This window comes from Pedobacter sp. AW31-3R (assembly GCF_052180285.1).
Taxonomy (GTDB): domain Bacteria; phylum Bacteroidota; class Bacteroidia; order Sphingobacteriales; family Sphingobacteriaceae; genus Pedobacter.
Genome location: NZ_CP197475.1, coordinates 1,055,384 through 1,076,170, shown reverse-complemented (window position 1 = coordinate 1,076,170; position 20,787 = coordinate 1,055,384). Strand labels below are relative to the sequence as shown.

Sequence of the window (20,787 nt, the reverse complement as noted above, 5' to 3'; positions counted from 1 at the left end):
CTCTACTTCAGGTTTTGCATAAAATAATCTGTCACTTTCTGGTACAGGTGCGCCCTGTCCTTTCCGGTCACATTGTGCTCATGGCCCGGGTAAATCATATAATCCACCTGCACTCCATGGTCTACTGCTTTCTTTACCAATTCTACAGAATGCTGCTGCACTACCACATTATCCTGTAATCCATGAATCAACAGCAGTTTACCTTTAAGCTTCTGGATCTGCATCGTTAAATCTGTCGCCGCATAACCTTCAGGATTTTCCTGTGGGGTATCCATATAACGCTCGGTATACATCACTTCGTAAAACTTCCAGTTGGTTACGGGTCCGCCCGCGACAGCAGCCTTAAATACATCAGGATGGTTCAGCATAAAATCTACAGTATTGAATCCACCAAAGCTCCAGCCAAATAATCCCATTCTGCTGCTATCTGCGTAGGGTAAACCTTTCAGGTAATCTGTTCCGGTCACCATATCTTCCATTTGCACATCTCCCGCCCTTCTGAACATTGACTGCTCAAATGCCTTTCCACGGTTATCACTGCCTCGGGTATCCATAACAAATACAATATAGCCCTGTTGTGCCATATACCGGAACCAATAGTCGCCAGCCCCACCATTCCACTGATTTAAAACCAGTTGCGCATGGGAACCCCCATACCAGTACACAATCACAGGATGTTTCTTTGTGGTGTCCAGTCCCTCAGCTTTATATAGGTTACAATACAGCAAATCGCCGCTCTTGCTTTTTAAGGTGAAAATACCGGAATTTACTTTTCCGTATTCATTTAAAGGGTTAGCCGACTGCAGCAGTTGTTTCTTTCCGGAACCTGCGGTTTCAAACACACTGACCGTTCCCGGATTTTCAGTAGTACTGAAATTATCGATCAGGGTACGTCCGGAGGTACTGATCTGCACCCGGTGAACACCTGCTCCTTTTGTCAGTCGCACAGATTTTCCTGTGTTGATATTTAAGCTGTACACATTCCTGTTAACAGGGGATTCTTCGGTAGACACATAAAAAAGATGCTCGCCTTTTGCATCAAAATCCATCACCTCCAGCACTTCCCAGTTTCCTTTGGTCAGTTGTTTCAGCAATTTACCCTTCGTATCATAGAGGTACAAATGGTTCCATCCATCACGGTTACTTTGCCAGATAAACTTAGCAGGATCATTTTTCAGGAACAATACCGGTACCAGGGGTTCCACATATTTATCATCTTTCTCCTCAAATAAGGTTTTCACCAGATTACCAGAAGCTGCGTCATACACATTTAACTTCATGTGGTTTTGTCCACGGTTAACAATGGCCAGATAGATAAATCGATCATCAGGACTCCAGGTAATATTGGTCAGGTACTGCTCTGCCGGTTCACCGGTCTTCAGGTAAACCACCTTTTGTGTAGCCGTATGATACACCCCAACAGTCACCTGGTGACTTTTACCACCTGCCATCGGATACTTTATATTGACATTCTTCGCCGGGTAGCTTGTCCAGTCGATAATGGGATAATCTGTCACCATCCCCTGATCCATTCTATAGAAAGCCAGTTGCTGTCCATTATTGCTCCAGAAGGTACCTTTGGAAATACCAAATTCATCCCTGTGTACGGAAGAAGCATAAACAATATCCTTATTCCCATCGGTAGTCACCTGTTTAGCACTAGTTCCATCGCTCACAAACAGGTTAAAATCCTGCAGGTATGCCGCAAAACCCGCATTTCCTTTCTCCAGTTTATCCTTGTCCAGCAAGGAGGCTGCCAGTTCAGGGATGAAGGTATTTTTTGCAGGGTCATAGGCTACAGCGGCACCGTTGATATAGATAATCCAGTTTTTCCCTTTATTGAACTCCACAAAAGGCATCTGCGGTAAAACATCTTTACCGGCCTTTTTTAAACTTTCATTCAGTCCTTCCAGGGTCAGCAAAACCTTTTCCTCTTTCAGGCCTGTATTTCCTGTGTACCAGGATGCCCCATTTGCCTCTCTTTTCAGGTATACATAATCTTCCGTACCATACATAAATTGCAGGAGTGGTAAACTCTGTGGTGCCAGGCTGGCCCTTGCCTTGAGCATGGCATCCTGTACAGTTAACTGTTTCTGTTGTGCAACGCCAGGGAAAAAAGGCGATAAGAAAAGGATAAGCACCAATATTTTCTTCATTATCATTTTAAATTTATCCGCCAAATATAGTAATTATGACTATTGCCCAATCCCTCCATTTTAAGCCAAGTGACCAGTTATAACATAATTATCGACACGTTCACAATAATATATGTTAAAATATGTTAATAGTATATAATTATTCAGCCATGAAATCTATTAAAGCATTTCTGATTCCCGGACTGATCCTTAGAAAGTTAGGATTAGCAAAAATTTATGATTGGTTCAATAAGTAATATTTTCATTAGACAGTCTTAATGTTTACTGGTATTGCTTAATTTCAGCCCGTGTCGTTTTTAAATGAACGGGATCTGCCTATTCTTAATTTCTGGTTCCGCCTAGTGTTCGTTTCCTACGACATATTACACACGATGGTATTGGTGTTCTATCAGGACAATAATGCCTTCATAAAAACTATTAACTGAATAATGATGACTATCAACCGTCTTAAAAGCTCATTTGCTGCTTTAGGGATTGTAGCGGCAGGCTATTCCTCCTTTGCGCAACAGGCACCAGAAAAATTTATTGATCCTGCCAACATGGATCTCACGGTAAAACCTGGAGATGATTTCTACAACTATGCCAGTGGAAACTGGATCAAAAAGAACCCTGTTCCAGCCAAGGAAACCCGTTGGGGAAGTTTTAACGAATTAAGGGATTTCAATATCATCGCAGTCAAAGGCCTTGTAGAAGAAGCTGCCGGAGACCAATCTGCACCTGCAGGATCGGTTAAAAGAAGGGTTGGTGATTTCTATACTGCTGCGATGGACAGCACCACGATTGACAAACTGGGATTCTCCCCTATCAAAGCTGATCTTTCCAGGATTGGGAAAATTAAGAACCTACAGGGCATCCTCGATGAAGTTGTATTCATGCGCACTTCAGGAATCGGAAGTCCGATGTACGGATTCGGTGTAGCACAGGACAGAAAAAATGTAAATAAGTACCTTCCTCAACTGAGTCAGGGTGGGACCACCCTGCCCGACCGCGATTATTACTTAAAAGACGACAGCAGGTCACTGAAGATCCGTGACGCCTATTTCCACTACATCAGCACACTGTTCACCCTGACCGGTACAAAGGCTGAGGAAGCTAAACAAAAGGCTGAAACCATCTGGAAGATAGAGAAGGCATTAGCTGAAGCACAGCTGTCAAGACTGGAGATGCGTGATCCTTATAAAACCTATAACAAGTTTACCATTGCTGATTTCAACGAAACAACGTCGAACATCAATTGGGTAAACACACTGGAAAAACTGCAGGTAAAAGGTCAGGATACGGTGATGGTCAATTCTCCAAAATTCTTCCTGAGCTTAAATACAATGCTGTCGGATGTTTCTGTGGCCGACTGGAAAACCTACCTGCAATGGAATGTACTTAAAAATGCCGCACCAAACCTGAGTACTCCTTTCGTCAACGCCAATTTCGCATTTACTCAGGCGCAAACAGGTCAGCGTATACAAACGCCGAGGTGGCAGCGCATGTCGCAGTTAACCGATGGAACTATCGGAGAATTGCTGGGACAACTGTATGTCGCTAAATATTTTAAGCCTGAAGCGAAGGCCCGCATGACCGAATTGATCAGCAACCTGCGTAAGGCGTTCGAGATCCGGATTAAAAACCTGGAATGGATGAGTGCGGTCACTAAGGAAAAAGCCTTAGCCAAGCTGAATGCCTTTGTTCCCAAAATCGGTTACCCTGAAAAATGGAAAACTTATGAAGGCCTGAACATTACCCGCAGCACCTATTTCCAGAATATCAGAAATGCAGGCATCTGGGGGTATACAGAAATGATCAGTCAGCTGGGTAAACCGGTTGACCGTAACCGTTTCGGAATGACACCTCCGACAGTAAATGCTTATTATAGCCCTACGATGAATGAAATCGTATTTCCGGCAGGTATTCTGCAATTTCCATTTTTTGCACCAGATGCCGATGACGCCATCAACTACGGCGGTATAGGTGCTGTAATTGGTCATGAAATGTCGCATGGATTTGATGACAGTGGCAGCCAATACGATCAGGAAGGAAATCTTAAAAACTGGTGGACTGCAGAAGACCGTACCAAGTTTGAAGAGAAAACCAAAGCGCTGGGGGAACAATTTGATGCCTATACGGTATTGGATACCCTTCATGTAAATGGAAAGCTCACTATGGGCGAAAACATTGGTGACCTGGGTGGATTAAATGCAGCATATACCGCTTTCAAGCTCACCAAACAAGGTCAGTCTAATGAAAAGATTGATGGATTCAGTCCTGACCAGCGCTTCTTCCTTTCCTGGGCACAGGTATGGAGAGGTAATATCTTACCTGAAAGTGCGGCTCAGCTGATTAAAACAGATCCCCACTCTCCAGGCCCGTACAGGACTATCGGTGCACCGGTAAACATGGACGCCTGGTATGAAGCCTTTGAGGTGAAACCCGGAGATAAATTATATAAAAAACCAGAAGACCGGATCCGGTTGTGGTAATTTAAAGAGTGTATTAAAATAGAAGCGCCCCGGTCATCGTAATAAATGACCGGGGCGCTTCTATTTTGGATAATCTCTGCTTCCGTAATAATTTAGAAGCTATATCTGGCACCAATCTGTCCTCTCCATCTGGAGTCGAATGGTGCATTGACAAATGAGCTGCTCAGTGGCGTATAGCTGTAAGCTGCACGGGAAACCCCATTGACTGTGGTGGTATTCCTGTAAGTCAGGATGGAACCACTTAATGTCGCAGGTAACTGAGCTGTGGTAATCGAAGGCAGCTTAATTAATCCCCAGTTTTTATTCAGCAGGTTCCCCACATTAAATACATCAAAAGTAATTTGGAGATTGTGTCTCTTTTTACCGGTATTGATGAAGAAATCCTGTGCCAGGTGCATATCAAAAACATGTGACCATGGTGTTCTGGCGGCGTTACGTTCTGCAAACTCTCCGCGGTGTTTACTCAGGTAAGGATCCTGTTCAATAAAAGCATTCAGCTGCTGGTAAATCTGTGCAGGGGTACGCGTATCCGCCGCATTGGTAGGGATCAGCACGATATCTGCTTCCGACCTTGGAATATACATCGCATCATTCTGTGCCTGTCCGTCATTATTGATATCTGAATTCAGACGGTAGGTATACGGCAGGCCCGACTGTCCGTTATAAACCAAGCCAATAGTCGTCGCATAATTTTTAAGGTATTCAAAACGGTAAGACACGGTACCAATAATCCTGTGATCCAGATTCCAGTCAGAATAAGTAGACAAAGGCATATTTGGATTATTTGCAATGGTATTGTTCCTGAAGTTTGTAGAGGCAATCGTAGAGTTCATACTGGAAATATCCTTCGATTGCGCATAGGTATAGGCAATTGAACCCGACACGCCCTGTGCCACATTGCGCTGTAACTGTGCCGTTAAACTGTACTGGTATCCTTTATTGGTATTCCTCAGTAAAAATACGTTTGTATATTCCGGGTATTTCAGTCTTGCATTCCCGGCAGGGTACAAGTCGCGCCCATCTGCCAGCTTAGCTGTTGGCTCAACCAGATTTAAATCCTGGATATAGGGTGCATTCAGTTCCTTTCCATAAATCGCTTCCAGTGTTCCTACGAATCCCCAGATCAGCTTCTGGTCAATTGCCAGATTGGAACGCCATACCTGAGGCATTTTAAAGTTCTTATCGGTAAGATCGATCTCCGAAGTAGCCACATTTGCCGTACGTGGCTGATTGTTTACATCACCATCAAAACGGATAGCTGCTGTTGCTGTTCCGGTAGCATTGATCCTACCCAGGTCTACACCTGAATTGTTATACGCATTTCCTAACCATACATAAGGCAGACGGCCAGTAAAAATACCTGTTCCACCCCTGATGATTGTAGCGCCATTTTTCATCACATCCCAGTTAAAGCCTAAACGTGGTGAAAACAGGAACTGCGATTTTGGTTTCGTATCTGTAGCCAGCCCCTGCGATTGGAATGAAGCGGCAAACTGTTCATTCGCCAGTGGCTTATCAAGGAATACCGGAATATCCACTCTCAGGCCACCTGTAATTTTCAGTCCTTCTGTTGCGGTAAACTCATCCTGAGCATAAAATCCAAGTTGCATTGCACGGAAGATCGACGTAGGGATGGCTACACCCGGAACCTTTGAATACGTCAGCTGATATAGCGTAGGTGCCTGATTCGTTTTGAATGCTTCCAGGCTATTGAAGGTATAGTTCCCCCAGATATTCTGGATAAACTGGTTGTCGAACTTGAAAAACTCATTCTGTGTCCCGAAAGTAAAGTGGTGATTGTCAGCAATCACGTCCAGGTTATCTGTCAGCTGGAACAGGTTCTGCGTTTGTCGCGCCGAAGGGGAATACCCTTCTGTTCCGGCTGTGATGGTCGCAGACGCACCCAACTGAACTGTTACCTGAGGGAATGGGCTGCCTGGAATTTCACGGTTATCACGTACGTTTGAATATCCAATGATCAGGTTATTCACTACATTATTGGAAAAATAGGTGTTCAGCTCTGCTACAGTAATATTGGTGGTACTGGTTTGTATATATTTATTATTTTCAAACCTCAGGGCATTGATACCATTGCTGATGTCATCACGTTTTCCATGCACATAATTATGCCTCACTGTTAAACGGTTTTTGGCATTGATCAGGTAATCGAAGCGGACAAAAAACTTTTCACTGTTCGTTTCTTTATTGATGTCATCAAAATTCCCTGGATCATAATTAAAGTTATTTTTCAGGTAATCTGATAAATCCTGTGCCACTGCAGCCTCGATATTAGATTCAAGGGTGCTTCCCTGGCTTCCTTTTGCTTTGTACAATAAAGGTTCCTTTCTGCGGCTGATCTCTGCATTCACAAAGTAAAACAGTTTATCCTTTATAATTGGTCCTCCCAATCTGAAACCATACTGGACATCTGTAAACTCATTGTATTTGGCCCGTTTTTCATCGGGACTTTTCCCTACCAATGATTCATTCTTGCCAAAAGTGTAGATAGAACCTGTGGTGGTATTGTTACCACGACGGGTAACCGCATTAATTCCTGCTCCGGTAAAACTGCCTTGCTTCACATCAAATGGAGCTAGTACCACCTGAATCTCGTCAATCGCATCCAGACTGATTGGCTGTGTGCCGGCCTGACCACCCGGAGCGCCTGTAGTTGTCCCTCCGCCTACTCCATAACCCATAATATCATTGTTCTGCGATCCGTCTATCTGGATATTGTTGAACCTGTTATTCCTTCCCCCGAAAGATAAACCTGAAGACTGCGGGGTAAACCTGGTATAATCAGCTAATGAACGGTTAATAGAAGGATAGCGGTCTATATCTGCGCGGCTGATATTTTTTGAAGCTCCGGTCTTTAACAGATTTCTTGAAGATCCTGTTTTTGCACCTTTCACCTCTACTGCATTTAACTGTTGGTCTTCGGAATCCATATATACTTTCATGGTATACACCTGTCCCAATGGCAGGGTTACATTTTCTTCCGTGTATTTCCTGTTCCCAATATGGGTGATTTCAATGGTATAAGGCCCGCCGACAGGTAAATTCTGTAAGTTAAAGGCACCTTTTTCATTTACGGTCACCACAAAGCGGCTGTTGGAAGGTTTATAGACTGCAGTTACACTTGTTCCTGAAAGCGGCTGGTTCATGTTATTGAAAACATAGCCCCGGATACCTGAAGAGGTAGTGCCCTGGGCATGGGAAGAAAATTGACTGAATAGCATCGTGCTGAAAATCAGCAAGACAACGATGGATTGAAAGATACATTTTGAGGATGTAGACTTTTTTTTCATATTTTAGATTTTTAATAATGGCGGTCATTAAGACCAGTTTTTAATGATGTCTGATTCCATGAGTGCTCGACCCACTCATGGTTTCTTTTTATTCCTGATTTTTGATGGTAATACGGTTGTCTTTTATTTCATAATCGATATGGATTTGTGATTTAATTTCCTGTAAGATGGCCTCCATTGTTTTTCCCTTTGTACTCAGGCTAACTGGCCTATCGTTATGCAGCGAGTCCTGTGTGGTGATATTGACCTTAAAGTTTTCGGACAGCGCCCTCACTACCTGTCTTAAAGGGGTTTCATTAAATACCAGGGCTGCAGGAATGTCTTCAATTGTAGTGGTTACACGTTTTTTAACTGCAGGTGGATTAACCTTTGCGAGTACCCCACTAGTGGTATTGAATGCGGCCATTTCTGTGGGCAATAGAAATACAGTTGCCTGTTTGCCATGTATCACCCCCACTTTTCCGGTTTTCACTTTTACACTGATTTTTCCGGCTCCCTTTTCTGCGTCTATCCAGAAGGAAGTCCCCAGTACAACTGTAGTGATTGCACCCGTTTGGACGGTAAAAGGACGGTGTTCCTCATGTTTCACGTTAAAAAAGGCTTTACCCGATAATTGTAATGCCCTTTTTTCCCCCTGAAGCCCCGCAGTATAACTCATTTCCGCCCCTGGATAGAGGATAACCGTACTGGAATCCGGTAAGGAAATATTTTTGACCGTATGCGAGGGATTACTGACCCGGATCGTTTTTATGGTAGCAGAAAGCTCAATGCCGCCGGATTCTTTCGTTGCGGTATCCGGTTGTTGCAGGAGAAAATATCCCAGCAGGAAAGGCAGGCTGACTGCAGCAATCCTGAGGAACCAGTATCCCTTATGTCTATTTGATTCTCTTATCTGGAGTATACGTTCTTCAATCTGCCCGAATCCATTATTCTGAACATCCACCCAGCTAACCTCCTGCTTTTCCAATGCAGCCAGGTGCTGATCCATAAAGGCAAGCTGTTCTTCTTCGGAAAGAGAAGAGAACCAGTTTAATACTGCTGTATGTTCAGTTTCAGGAAGGGTACCTTCAAAAAACTGCGCTATTTTTTCCGGAGTAAAAGGATGTTCTTTCATTTGTTATACGTGGTATACGTATAACCTGTAGGGCAACCCTACCTATTTAAAAAAAATATTGATAAAAAAATACAAAGAGGAGCAGGATCTGCTGGTTTTTGAGGAAAGAGCGAAGGAAATGCAGCGTCTTGGTGATATTCTTTTCAACAGTCTTCACGGAAATATTCAGTTGGTTGGATATCTCGACATTACTGAGCTGCGTCGTTCTGCTCAGTGCATACACTTCCCTGCTACGGGCAGGCAACTGTAAAAGTGCATTGGACAGCAAACGGTTATAATCGGCCAGGATCACCTGATCCAGCGTAAAGTTGCCTGCATTTTCTACAGGTTGTAATTTGATAATCCTTGCCTGGTTGCGGATTTGACGGGTTTGGTCAATCACTTTATTTTTAGCGATGGTGAACAGCAGGTTTTTAACATTTTGTTCCGGATTCACCTTATGTTTGTTCTCCCAAAGCTGAATAAAAGCTTCCTGGGACATCTCTTCCACCAGCATTTCGTCACGGCAGTAGCTCCTTAGGAACAGCAGCAATGTTTTCTGATAAGCATGATAAAAATACTCCAATGCACGCATGTTCCCATCTTTCAATGCCTGCGCCGCCTCCGAATCATTTTTATAATACTGCATGGATCAATTTATTTCGATCCAAAATTATCCCGATAGTTCCTTAAGGGTGTTTCCTGTATGTTATCAAATTATTATATAATAATTCTGCCCGTTCTGTACAGCAGGCCACCTCCTCGCCAACCTGTTTTAGAGGCCATCATCTACCCAAACATTACGGCTTAGCCAGGCTATACCGCTTATCCAAAACACAGACGCCGAATAAGTTTTCAGATCAATCTTTACAAGACTGTGGAATTCAGCATCGGACTTTTACTCGCATTGACCTGGTAGGTAGTTACCTTATCATTTTCATCCACTTCGACAATCCTGTATCCGCGATAACTTGTTCCCCAGCTGCCCCCAATATGGGAATCAAAGAAGTGTGGCAGTTTATTGGTGTAAAACACGGCATCCAGGCTATGGTCATGCCCATGAAACACAGCTTTCACATTCGGATAGGCATGCAACAGTTTGACAGTTTCCGGCGAATCTACAAATGGATTTTCCGGAACCCACAGGTGTGGTGGAATGTGTAAAACCACAAAAACGGTTTTTAATGCCGTAAATTTATCGAGTTCCATTTTAATGAACTCATTATTGGGAGCGAGATATTTACCGGTAGTATTAGAGGTATTGGCAAGTACAAACCCTACCCCATTCTTTTCCATAGAAAAATTATCCTCATACCCGAAAATAGACTTCCATGTTGCCGTATCGGTATGGTCATGGTTTCCCGGTATGGCATAAAAAGGAACCTTTAAATGATCATAATAATCCTTTTTTACTTCAGGTAACAAATCGGGGCGGTCATGTACCAGGTCTCCGTTGATAATAACAAAATCCAGGGGACTAATGCCGTGTGCATCATTCAACCAGCCGACCATATTGGCATGGTCTTTTTTATACTCCGTTCCCGGCTGGCCATAATGGCCGTCGGATGCAATTGCAAAGCGGAGTTTCAGCTTTTTGCCCGGTTCAGGCAATGCATCCTGTTCTGCAGGACTCAGTGCGGATACTGCCGGGGAAATTCCTGCAAGAACCAAACCTGCAAGGCTGCTTTTGATAAAAAATCTACGGTTAGACATATCAGTGATCTTATTTTTCGGGATATGGTAAAAAGATTCCAATACTAAGCTTAAACCTATAGAATCTATAATTTTTCAGGTTAAAAATAGGTTAAGTTTACAATCGGGCTCTTTGAGGTCACATTAAATCAACATCCGTACGACAGTATCAACCCGCTAAGGAAAAGCAGATGAGTAAAAATGGTGTGAACAAAAAGTATTATTCTTTTGTTAAGGAATAGATTGGCGAAAGAAAACCTGATGAACTGAATTATATTTGTATCAGGTTAAGTAGTTAATTAATCTGGTAGAGCGCTGGTTGGCGGCACGCCGAGGGTTCGACTCCTTCCTCTACAGCTAAATGCAAATCCTATGGACATCAATTATGAAATTGCAGGTCTGGTCTTGCTGGCAGTTATCCTGCTGATTATCTATCTCATCAGAAGAAATCAAAAAGACAAAAAGAAATTCGAAAAGGAAATGATTGATACGGAGATTAAACCGGAAAAACACGACAGTGAAAAACGGTAATCCAATATCCGGTTAAGCGGAGAAAAGCCCCTTCAGCATTTGAAGAGGTCTTTCTATGTGCGTATTTTATTTAAAATTTACATCCGATACCTATCCCCAGCAGCCACGGGTTGATTTTTACGTCTGCCTGAATATTACTTAAAACCGGTGCCAGTGACGGACTATTGGCGGGGGTTAAATTCGAAGCATCAACAGTGACATCGGTAGAGAGGAAGAGTTTCTTCACATCCACGTTTACAAAAAAACGGTCGCTGATATCAATATCAAATCCGGCCTGGGCGGCAAATGCAAACTTGTTTTCATATGTTACATCTTTTACTGTCGGGCCTTCGTCTACACTGTAAAAGATCGTATAGTTCAATCCGGCGCCGATATACGGATTAAACTTTCCAACAGGATAGTGGTATTGAAAAGTCAGTGTTGGTGGCAACAACCATACTTTGCCCAGGTCTACATTGGCAGAACTCGAAGCACCAATGGCTGAAAGATCAGAAGAAGCCGTATTTACGGAATGTCTTGTGGTACCCAGGATCAGTTCAGCCGCAAAATGTTTATTAAAAAAATACGTGAAATCGAGTTCAGGAATCAGGGTATTGGAAATTTCTGCATCCCCGCCGATCACGCCTATTTTTGCACTCTCCTGAGGAACAACACCTACGCCACGCAACCTCACTCTCCATTCATGACCTGCATCATTTTTTGTTTCCTTGCTGCTTTCAACCGACTGACCGAAGACAGTAAACCCAACAAACATCATTGTTGACACTAAAATTAATCTTTTCATTTGGCTTTTTTTTAATTTAAAGCAAAACTAAAAGGAAGCACAGGTTAAAATAATGAGAGAAATCACAAAAATAAATGATCCATAATACACAAAAACCCTAAAATCCATCAAATGTAACAGAGGTTACATTTCAGCCTTATTTTACCGTTATTCAGCAGCTGTATATTTCTCCTGAATTTTTTTCGGCAGTTTTTTTAGGACTAATGACCTGGAACCGGCAATTCTCTTTTGAAGTTCCTTCACAGGAAGCACATCAAAATCCATCAGCGCCACCCATTGACCTTTGGCCATATGACCAGCTTGTTTCACCCCGTCCCGGGCCGTCAATTCCTCAAATTCTTCCGGGTCACATTTGAAGACCAGGCTGCCTGAATCCAGTGAGGCCATCACATAAATCTTTTCCTCCACAAGGAAACAAAGGTTATCTCCCCATTTCAGGTCTTCAGTAGTCCCCGGCAGGGAAAGGCAATAATCGCGGAACATTTCAATATCCATATCCAAATAAATTTAAGCTAATTTAAACAAATACGATAAATTTGAGAAATGAACGTGATTACGCAGACTGCCGATGGCTCGAATACTTTATACAATGAAACCATAGGTGAACATTACCATTCCAAACATGGTGCCTTACAGGAAAGCAAACATGTATTTATCAACGCTGGACTCAGGCATGCCCGGGAAGTTTTCCCAGACCAACCGCTACAGCTCCTGGAAGTAGGCTTCGGAACCGGATTAAACTTCCTGCTCAGCACAGCCTATGCCGAAGAAAATTCAGTCCCCATGGCATATACAGGGATTGAAGCTTATCCTCTTGGGACTGAAGAACTGAAAAGCACAAATTACGGTCAGTATGTAAGTGCAGATATCTGGAATAAATTCATTGAACAGTATGCAGAAAGCCTGGTCAATGAAGTGCAGCTGACTCCTCAGGTGAAGCTTGACATTGCTCATACTACACTTGAAACTTTTAACACAGGACAAACCTATCACCTGATTTACTTTGATGCCTTTTCCGTTCAGCACCAGCCGGAAATGTGGTCTGACGAAATCATCGGCCATGTGTGTTCTTTTCTTAAACCCGGTGGAATATTTGTCACCTATGCCATCACCGGCAAATTGAAGCGTGCATTGAAAAGCTTTGGACTAAAGATTGAGAAACTCCCTGGCGCCCCCGGCAAAAGAGAGATGTTGCGTGCGGTCAGGTTATAGTGAAAGTTTGAAGTATGGGATGCGTATAAACTCCGCTACATCCAGCCTATCCATTTTATAGCTATTTCTCCACTACCGATAATTGACAAAACAAAGACTTAAACTGTCAAACAGGATCTTAGATTTGTTGTTCCTGATAGTAAATAGAATGTATCAATTGCATTCATACGGGAATTCCTTACAATTTACAAGCAGTATATGAGTACAATAGAAAAAAGAAAATTAGGCAACACAGACTTATTCGTTTCCCCGGTTACTTTTGGTGGCAATGTATTTGGATGGACAATTGATGAAGCGAAATCTTTCGAAATACTGGACAGTTTTATCGCTGCAGGCTTTAACTTTATAGATACGGCGGATGTATATTCACGCTGGAAAGAAGGTAATCATGGTGGTGAATCAGAAATCATCATCGGAAACTGGATGAAATCACGCAATAACCGCGATCAGATCATTCTCGCCACCAAAGTTGGCAGCGACATGGGCAATGGTAAAAAAGGTCTATCCAAAAAATATATCCTGGAAGCAGTAGATGCTTCTTTAAGCCGTTTAAAAACAGACTATATCGATCTGTATCAGTCTCATTTCGACGACCTGGAGACTCCCGTTCAGGAAACACTGGAAGCGTATGACGAATTGATCAGGGCTGGAAAAGTACGCTGGATCGGTGCATCCAACTTTAGTGCGGAACGACTGAAAGAATCTCTGGAAACAAGTCAGCGCTTAAGTCTGCCGAAATACCAGACCTTCCAGCCGGAATATAACCTTTACAAACGTGAAGACTTCGAAAAACAATATGAAAAAATTTGCCTGGATAACCAGCTGGGTGTGATCAATTACTACTCGCTTGCCAGCGGCTTCCTGACCGGCAAATATCGCTCTGAGGCAGACTTCAGTAAAAGTCAGCGCGGCGGAGGCATGAAAGATTACCTGAACGACAGGGGTCTTGCCATCCTTAAAGCTTTAGACAATGTAGCGGAACAGTACAACGCAAGTCCTGCGAGCGTTGTCCTGGCTTGGTTAATTGCACGTCCTTCAGTAACTGCCCCTATTGCAAGTGTGACCAGTCTGACCCAATTGGAAGACCTGGTAAAAGCGGCATCACTGAGATTAAACACAGAAGATATTGCAATACTGGATGAAGCAAGTGCCTGGTAGATCAAATCGTTGAATAACAAATGCCTTGTCAAATTATTTGGCAGGGCATTTGTATTTAAATAAATTTAACGCTTTAAATGACCATAAGGTAATCCATGAAAAACATCTCTCTCCCTTTTTACACCAAGCTTGCTATGGTGTTATTGTCCATCATCTGCCTTGTCTACATTGCGATCCTGGGTCAGACCATCCTCGCCCCCCTATTGGCTTCTATTTTGCTGGCATTGCTGTTATTACCAATGGCTAATTTTCTGGAAAGAAAATGGAAATTTAAAAGGGCGCTGTCGTCCATTATTTCGGTGGTGATCATGATTGCCGTCATTTCAAGCATCATGGTTTTTCTAGCCAATCAGCTCAGTGATTTGTGGCAGGACTGGCCATTATTGAAACAGCAGGCTATCCATTCCTTTGAGGATTTGCAGCGTTATATCTCCACCAATTTCCATGTGAATGCCCATAAACAGATTGATTATTTGAAAAACAGTGCCACCAGTGCCCTGGCGACCAGTGCTACTGTGGTGGGAGCAACCTTGATGACCTTATCTTCTACCCTGCTTTTCCTGTCATTCATTTTGCTTTTTACCTTTTTCATACTGAACTACAGACATATCCTGTTTACTTTCCTAAAAGCCGTGTTCAAGGAAGAACACCAACAAAAAGTAGGAGATATTGTGGATCAGATCCAGTACATTATCAAGAAATATATCCTCGGTCTGTTTCTGCAGATGTTTATCGTTACAGTGATGATGATTATTGTATTATCAGTAATGGGCGTAAAATATGCCGTACTGCTGGGCCTGATCACCGGAATTTTCAACCTTATTCCCTATATAGGTATCTTTAGTTCCCTGCTGATCAGCATCCTCATCACTTTTGCAACAGCAGGAGCCACAAAAGTACTCTTTGTGATCATTGCATTTGTTGGCGTTCATGCCATCGACGGAAATGTGCTCATGCCTCTTGTAGTAGGTTCAAAAGTAAAAATCAATGCCCTCTTTGCATTTATTGGAATTGTTGTGGGAGAAATGATCTGGGGAATTTCCGGCATGTTCCTATGCATCCCCTACCTGGCCATCCTGAAAATCATATTCGATCGCGTGGATGAACTCAAGCCATGGGGACTGCTGCTGGGTGAACAGGAACATCCGAAGAAAAAAAGAAAGGTATTCCATCTGACCAAGAAGATCAAGTTTCAGGAAGCGGAATAACCCTGCGCCGGACAACAATCACGCTCATACACCGAACCCGTTTGCAGCTTAAAAGGCAGCGGACAGGCTTCAAAAGAATTTATTTCAACAGATTTAACCTGAAAACTCAAGGAAAAGAAGACCTTTGATGAACAGCGTACATACATCGATAAAAATAAACCGCAATATGCCCAATAATATTCCACCAATTACCGCAGCAGATCCTTCATCAGCATTCTTAAGATTACTTACTGTTCTGGATACACTGAGAACCCAATGTCCATGGGATAAAAAACAAACCATGGAAACCTTACGTCACCTCACCATTGAAGAAACGTATGAACTTTCAGATGCCATACTTGAAGGGGATCTGGATGAGGTAAAAAAGGAACTGGGGGATGTCATGATGCACCTCGTATTTTATGCACGGATTGCGTCAGAAACCAATGACTTTACGATTGTTGACGTCTTAAACAGTGTATGTGATAAACTGATCAACCGTCACCCGCATATTTACGGGGATGTGGAAGTTCAGGATGAACAGGATGTAAAACGCAACTGGGAGCAGATTAAACTAAAAGAGGGCAATAAATCTGTTTTAGGTGGTGTTCCCGCTTCCCTACCTGCGCTGGTTAAAGCAAGCCGGATTCAGGAGAAGGCAAGGGGTATCGGTTTTGACTGGGAGAACAAAAGCCAGGTCTGGGAAAAAGTAGAAGAAGAACTGGCCGAATTTAAAAACGAGTACAATGTGGTGGATAATGCAGCAATTGATATAGAAAAAGCCGAAGCAGAATTTGGTGATGTATTGTTCTCTTTGATCAATTATGCACGTTTCATCAATATCAATCCAGAGAATGCACTGGAAAAGACAAATAAGAAGTTTATCAAACGTTTCCAGTATTTAGAGGAGAAAGCAAAAGAAAATGGTAAACTGCTACAGGATATGACACTGGCCGAAATGGATGTGTACTGGAATGAGGCCAAGAAGTTATAAAAGTTGAAAAGGTCTCCACAAAATTTGAGATAAAAAATATCTCCTTAAGGAGGAATAGCTGAAAGCGGTGAAGTAAAACATAAATTTTTACTTCACCGCTTTTTTTTTTTGCGTGCGGGCAAAAGGGTTTATGCCAGGGAACAGCACTGGCCTTCAATTAAACAGGCCTGTTATTTTTCAACTAAAAAAAACAACAAACATATGTTAAACAACATTAAACATCAATGAAGAAGAAACACTATGAATGTTTCTTCTTCATTGTCATCTTGGCTTTCTGGCCAATCCCATAGTTGTAATTCTTCGTATTGCTTTCTTTTTTATCATGGAATGCGCCACCGCCTGAAGGCTCATCATTTTTAACCTTCACTATACGGTTTTTATCCAGTCCCTTGGGCTTGGAAGTTTTCTCCACCAGGATTTCTTCAGGAAGATCGGCGATTTCAAGCTTCTGGCCTATCGCCTGTTCAATCTTTTTAACCTGTACCAGTTCCATATCAGTAGAGAAGGTAATAGCCACCATTTCCGCTGTATTTTCCTTGTTTTTAACGATACGGCTTAAAAATGTCTCTTTCTCCTCAGGGAGTTCAAAGTGGAAAATAAAAGAAATACCCGATAAGTCGAGCGCATCTGTACCTTCATTGGCAACTACCAATACCCTGGCTTCAGGATGTTGCTTAAAATCTTCAAAATCATCAAACCCATCCTCATCAAAATGAAGGGGCTTCAGCATCGAATATTCAGCAACACGTTCAGAAGCGATGCTTTTTGTTAATTTCTGGGCCGCCAAACGGGTATTCACAAAAACAACCACCTTATCAAATACTTCATCGTCACGCAATAAATTGTGCAGAAGATTGATCTTGGTTTTATAATTCGGAACAAGGTATAACACCTGGTCTACAGTCTCGGCTTGCGTATCCCCGAAGTCTTCAACCTCCAGTACAGTCGGATAATTCATAAACTGGTCGGTCATCTTGGTCATCTTTTCATGGATCACTTCAGTAAAGACCAAATGCTGGCATTTGCCTGCACTTCTCGCCAGCTCACAAACAGGCAACTGCATTCCCTGCTTAATGATCAGTTCTGCATCATCTACAATGAAAGTCTGCAGTTTGCTCAGGTTCAATCCCAGCTTCAGGTAAACCGCCCTTGCACGTGTTGGTGTGGCGACAACAATATCGATCCCCAGTACCAATTCATTAATCTCTGCTTCAAGTCCCCCTGTACCATATAATCCCACAATATTCAAATCGCGGTTTTTACTTAAGGACACAAACTGATCAATGACGGCAATAGCACGTTCTGCATCAGCCACCAAAATCAGTACCTTAGGTGCCTCATCTTTGGTATATTTTAAACGCATTAAAACACCAAGAATATAAGTGGTTGTTTTGCCCGACCCTTCAGGTCCCACCGCAATTACATCTTGTCCGCCAAGGATCCGGGACATTGTTTTCGCCTGAATCTCTTTGGGGGTTAAGTATCCGGCATCAGTCATGGACGTTACCAGGAATTTACTTAGTTTTAATTTCTCTAATGACACAGTATTTTTATTAAAATTGATATTGGCGCAAATTTACGGAAATAAGCGCAACATCAGTTATTTATATCATATCTATCTATTGTATCAAGATTTTGATACAACAGAATCTGTATTCAGTCATGGAATTTGTAGGTTTATCGCTTAGAAAAACACCCGCTGTTTTTTTAATTAACTACCTATTTTCAATTTCTTAAACCACCCCCATTCAAATGAAGAAAACTCTACTCGGTTTATTTTTAATCAGTACTTCTCTTGGTGCTCTTGCACAGGATGCCGTAAATTATCAGCAACCACCACAGGAAATGGCCGACCTGTTACTGGCCCGGCCAACCCCTACAGTAAACATCGACGGTAAAGCAGAATGGATGTTACTCAGTGACCGCAATTCTTACCCTTCGGTAGAAGAACTGGCACGACCAGAATTCAGGATCGCCGGTCTGCGCATTAACCCGGAGAATTTTTCTCCAAGCAGGCAGATCTTCATTAACAATTTCACCCTGAAAAATATAAAGACCGGTAAAACCGCAGCGATCACAGGAATACCTTCCCCATTATTTGCTGGCAATATCTCCTGGAATCCCGGAGAAACCAAAATTGCTTTTACGCAGACCACAGCAAAGGGAGTAGACCTGTATATCATCGATATCGCTACACTTAAAGCTATAAAAATTAACACACAACCGCTGAATGTGGTACTGGGCAGTGGAATCAACTGGGTGGACAGTGAAACCTTATTGTACAGGATTGCTGTTCAACCTGCTACTGAACTCCCCGTAAAACCACTTATGCCAAAAGGACCAACGGTACAACAGAACCTGGGAAAAGCTTCTCCCAGCCCCACCTACCAGGATTTAATTAAATCCCCGTACGATGAGCAGCTGTTTGAATTCTTTGCTACTTCACAGCTCAGCCTGTATAAACAAGGCAAAACAACTTTAATAGGTCAGCCCGCCATTTATTCCAGCGTGAGCGTTTCACCGGATAAACGATTTATGCTGACGAGGACTATCGATAAGCCCTTCTCCTACCTGGTGCCTTCACGTGGTTTTCCTTCTACAGTAAGTGTAACCGATATGGCTGGAAAACCAGTAAAAGTATTGATCAAACTTCCTTCTGCCGAAGGCACACCTTCCGGATATGACAATACCCAGAACCTGCCACGCGGATATGACTGGCGGGATGATGAACCTGCAACCATTACCTGGGCACAGCCGCTGGACAGCGGACTGATTAAGAAAAAGGTAGCCTTCCATGATGCTGTTTATGCCCTGAGTGCGCCTTTCTCGGGAACCGCCAGGGAGCTTTTTAAAACAGAAACCCGTTACCGCGGCACGAACTGGGGCAATGCAACTTTAGCCTTGGTAGAAGAAGGCTTACGCAGTAAACAAAGGATCAAAACAAGCCGCTACAATCCCACTACAGGTAAACTGGAGACGCTGTTTGATTTAAACCAGACCGATGCCTACAATAATCCCGGCGACCCTGTCCTGGCAAAGAACAAGTTTGGCCGTTATGTGGTGCAGACCATAGACAATGGAAAGAAAATCGTATTGAATAATATAACCGGGTCATCACCTAAAGGTGATCTTCCTTTTCTGGCAAAATTTGATTTGCAGACAAAGAAAAGTGAAATCATCTGGCGCAGTGCTGAAGGTAGCTACGAATATGTTGCCGATGTGCTGGATGTGAATAAACTTGTCCTGCTGACCAGAAAAGAATCGCAGAAAGAAGTTCCCAATTACTATATCAAGAACTTGATTTTAAGAGTTGCTGACCTCCCTGTAACCAGTTTCAGCAACCCATACCCTCAGCTTGCAGGAATCAGCAAAGAGAAAATTTCCTATAAACGGGCCGATGGGGTAGACCTGACGGGCGACCTGTATTTACCAAAAGGTTACGATAAGGCAAAGGACGGACCGCTGCCTACCCTGATCTGGGCTTATCCGCGTGAGTTTAACTCTGCCGCTGATGCTGCACAGATCAGAGGTTCCAAAGACCGCTTTACCACCATCAGTTGGGCATCCCCTATTTACTGGGTAACGCAGGGATTTGCAGTGCTTGACAATGCTGAAATGCCAATTGTGGCGAAAGATGGTAAAAAGCCAAATGATACCTATGTGTCACAACTGCAAATGAATGCCGAAGCCGCTATCAATAAACTATCCGGACTTGGTGTGGGTGATAAAAACAGGATGGCTGTGGGCGGACACAGTTATGGCGCCTTCATGACAGCAAACCTACTGGCGCATACCAACCTGTTTAAAGCTGGTATTGCCCGTAGCGGTGCCTATAACAGAACCCTTACTCCATTCGGTTTCCAGAATGAAGACCGTACGTATTGGGATGCACCGGAACTGTATTATGAGATGAGTCCATTTAGTTATGCCAATAAAATTAAAACCCCTATTTTATTGATACATGGTGATTCAGATGATAATCAGGGTACCTTCCCGATGAATAGTGAAAGGTTATTTGCAGCGATCAAAGGATTTGGCGGAACAACCAGATTCGTATTCCTGCCCTATGAGGCCCATAGCTACAGAGGTAAGGAAAACCTCCTTCATATGCTTTGGGAAATGAACAACTGGTTAGATACCTATGTAAAGAAAGCAAAATAGAGATCGTAACCCCATTAATTAAAAGCCCGGCAGTAAGGAA

At 42.9% G+C, this 20,787-nt stretch carries 15 protein-coding genes; 7 read left to right on the top strand and 8 right to left on the bottom strand.

Annotated elements, in window-relative coordinates:
• Window positions 1–2: 2 nt before the first annotated feature.
• Window positions 3–2,156: a DPP IV N-terminal domain-containing protein gene (locus ACSBL2_RS04505; RefSeq protein WP_442590471.1), complete on the bottom strand. Its 2,154-nt coding sequence runs from the start codon at window positions 2,154–2,156 to the stop codon at window positions 3–5.
• A gap of 431 nt (window positions 2,157–2,587) precedes the next feature.
• Here ACSBL2_RS04505 and ACSBL2_RS04500 point away from each other — a divergent pair, with 431 nt between their 5' ends.
• Window positions 2,588–4,627: a M13 family metallopeptidase gene (locus ACSBL2_RS04500; protein ID WP_442592223.1), complete on the top strand. Its 2,040-nt coding sequence runs from the start codon at window positions 2,588–2,590 to the stop codon at window positions 4,625–4,627.
• Window positions 4,628–4,719: 92 nt separating this feature from the next.
• On the opposite strand, the gene ACSBL2_RS04495 is transcribed toward ACSBL2_RS04500, so the two are convergent.
• From ACSBL2_RS04495 to ACSBL2_RS04480, 4 genes are all read right to left on the bottom strand, one after another.
• Window positions 4,720–7,935 (bottom strand): TonB-dependent receptor, encoded by a 3,216-nt coding sequence (locus ACSBL2_RS04495; protein WP_442590470.1) that lies wholly within the window; start codon window positions 7,933–7,935, stop codon window positions 4,720–4,722.
• 88 nt (window positions 7,936–8,023) lie between these two features.
• On the bottom strand, window positions 8,024–9,049 hold the full coding sequence (locus ACSBL2_RS04490; RefSeq protein WP_442590469.1) for a FecR family protein: 1,026 nt from the start codon (window positions 9,047–9,049) through the stop codon (window positions 8,024–8,026).
• A 46-nt stretch (window positions 9,050–9,095) separates the two neighbouring features.
• The gene (locus ACSBL2_RS04485) at window positions 9,096–9,677 is read right to left on the bottom strand and encodes an RNA polymerase sigma factor (RefSeq protein ID WP_442590468.1); all 582 of its coding nucleotides are present in this window, start codon (window positions 9,675–9,677) and stop codon (window positions 9,096–9,098) included.
• 218 nt (window positions 9,678–9,895) lie between these two features.
• Entirely contained in the window at window positions 9,896–10,741 is an 846-nt protein-coding gene (locus ACSBL2_RS04480) for a metallophosphoesterase family protein (RefSeq protein ID WP_442590467.1), read from the bottom strand.
• A 351-nt stretch (window positions 10,742–11,092) separates the two neighbouring features.
• Between ACSBL2_RS04480 and ACSBL2_RS04475 the strand changes: the two genes are divergently transcribed.
• A complete protein-coding gene (locus ACSBL2_RS04475) occupies window positions 11,093–11,251 on the top strand; it encodes a hypothetical protein (protein ID WP_442590466.1) in 159 nt (52 codons plus the stop codon).
• Between the two features lie 70 nt (window positions 11,252–11,321).
• Here ACSBL2_RS04475 and ACSBL2_RS04470 read toward each other — a convergent pair whose 3' ends face one another.
• Together ACSBL2_RS04470 and ACSBL2_RS04465 are read right to left on the bottom strand one after the other, a co-directional pair.
• Complete coding sequence (locus ACSBL2_RS04470; protein ID WP_442590465.1) at window positions 11,322–12,035, bottom strand: OmpW/AlkL family protein; 714 nt, start codon at window positions 12,033–12,035, stop codon at window positions 11,322–11,324.
• 147 nt (window positions 12,036–12,182) lie between these two features.
• On the bottom strand, window positions 12,183–12,530 hold the full coding sequence (locus ACSBL2_RS04465) for an MmcQ/YjbR family DNA-binding protein (RefSeq protein ID WP_442590464.1): 348 nt from the start codon (window positions 12,528–12,530) through the stop codon (window positions 12,183–12,185).
• A 48-nt stretch (window positions 12,531–12,578) separates the two neighbouring features.
• On the opposite strand from ACSBL2_RS04465, the gene mnmD reads away from it, so the two are divergent.
• From mnmD to mazG, 4 genes are all read left to right on the top strand, one after another.
• Window positions 12,579–13,247 (top strand): tRNA (5-methylaminomethyl-2-thiouridine)(34)-methyltransferase MnmD, encoded by a 669-nt coding sequence (gene mnmD / locus ACSBL2_RS04460; protein WP_442590463.1) that lies wholly within the window; start codon window positions 12,579–12,581, stop codon window positions 13,245–13,247.
• Window positions 13,248–13,454: 207 nt separating this feature from the next.
• On the top strand, window positions 13,455–14,405 hold the full coding sequence (locus ACSBL2_RS04455; RefSeq protein WP_442592222.1) for an aldo/keto reductase: 951 nt from the start codon (window positions 13,455–13,457) through the stop codon (window positions 14,403–14,405).
• A 95-nt stretch (window positions 14,406–14,500) separates the two neighbouring features.
• Window positions 14,501–15,613: an AI-2E family transporter gene (locus ACSBL2_RS04450; protein WP_442590462.1), complete on the top strand. Its 1,113-nt coding sequence runs from the start codon at window positions 14,501–14,503 to the stop codon at window positions 15,611–15,613.
• Between the two features lie 166 nt (window positions 15,614–15,779).
• The gene (mazG, locus tag ACSBL2_RS04445; protein ID WP_442590461.1) at window positions 15,780–16,586 is read left to right on the top strand and encodes a nucleoside triphosphate pyrophosphohydrolase; all 807 of its coding nucleotides are present in this window, start codon (window positions 15,780–15,782) and stop codon (window positions 16,584–16,586) included.
• A 238-nt stretch (window positions 16,587–16,824) separates the two neighbouring features.
• On the opposite strand, the gene ACSBL2_RS04440 is transcribed toward mazG, so the two are convergent.
• A complete protein-coding gene (locus ACSBL2_RS04440; protein WP_442590460.1) occupies window positions 16,825–18,129 on the bottom strand; it encodes a DEAD/DEAH box helicase in 1,305 nt (434 codons plus the stop codon).
• A 209-nt stretch (window positions 18,130–18,338) separates the two neighbouring features.
• Between ACSBL2_RS04440 and ACSBL2_RS04435 the strand changes: the two genes are divergently transcribed.
• Window positions 18,339–20,747: an alpha/beta hydrolase family protein gene (locus tag ACSBL2_RS04435; protein ID WP_442590459.1), complete on the top strand. Its 2,409-nt coding sequence runs from the start codon at window positions 18,339–18,341 to the stop codon at window positions 20,745–20,747.
• The last annotated feature ends 40 nt before the right edge of the window (window positions 20,748–20,787 follow it).

Excerpts from the sequence above, each read along its gene's own strand:
- ACSBL2_RS04505 (WP_442590471.1), bottom strand. The coding sequence starts at position 2,156 with ATGAAGAAAATATTGGTGCTTATCCTTTTCTTATCGCCTTTTTTCCCT.
- ACSBL2_RS04500 (WP_442592223.1), top strand. The coding sequence starts at position 2,588 with ATGACTATCAACCGTCTTAAAAGCTCATTTGCTGCTTTAGGGATTGTA.
- ACSBL2_RS04495 (WP_442590470.1), bottom strand. The coding sequence starts at position 7,935 with ATGAAAAAAAAGTCTACATCCTCAAAATGTATCTTTCAATCCATCGTT.
- ACSBL2_RS04490 (WP_442590469.1), bottom strand. The coding sequence starts at position 9,049 with ATGAAAGAACATCCTTTTACTCCGGAAAAAATAGCGCAGTTTTTTGAA.
- ACSBL2_RS04485 (WP_442590468.1), bottom strand. The coding sequence starts at position 9,677 with ATGCAGTATTATAAAAATGATTCGGAGGCGGCGCAGGCATTGAAAGAT.
- ACSBL2_RS04480 (WP_442590467.1), bottom strand. The coding sequence starts at position 10,741 with ATGTCTAACCGTAGATTTTTTATCAAAAGCAGCCTTGCAGGTTTGGTT.
- ACSBL2_RS04475 (WP_442590466.1), top strand. The coding sequence starts at position 11,093 with ATGGACATCAATTATGAAATTGCAGGTCTGGTCTTGCTGGCAGTTATC.
- ACSBL2_RS04470 (WP_442590465.1), bottom strand. The coding sequence starts at position 12,035 with ATGAAAAGATTAATTTTAGTGTCAACAATGATGTTTGTTGGGTTTACT.
- ACSBL2_RS04465 (WP_442590464.1), bottom strand. The coding sequence starts at position 12,530 with ATGGATATTGAAATGTTCCGCGATTATTGCCTTTCCCTGCCGGGGACT.
- mnmD (WP_442590463.1), top strand. The coding sequence starts at position 12,579 with ATGAACGTGATTACGCAGACTGCCGATGGCTCGAATACTTTATACAAT.
- ACSBL2_RS04450 (WP_442590462.1), top strand. The coding sequence starts at position 14,501 with ATGAAAAACATCTCTCTCCCTTTTTACACCAAGCTTGCTATGGTGTTA.
- mazG (WP_442590461.1), top strand. The coding sequence starts at position 15,780 with ATGCCCAATAATATTCCACCAATTACCGCAGCAGATCCTTCATCAGCA.
- ACSBL2_RS04435 (WP_442590459.1), top strand. The coding sequence starts at position 18,339 with ATGAAGAAAACTCTACTCGGTTTATTTTTAATCAGTACTTCTCTTGGT.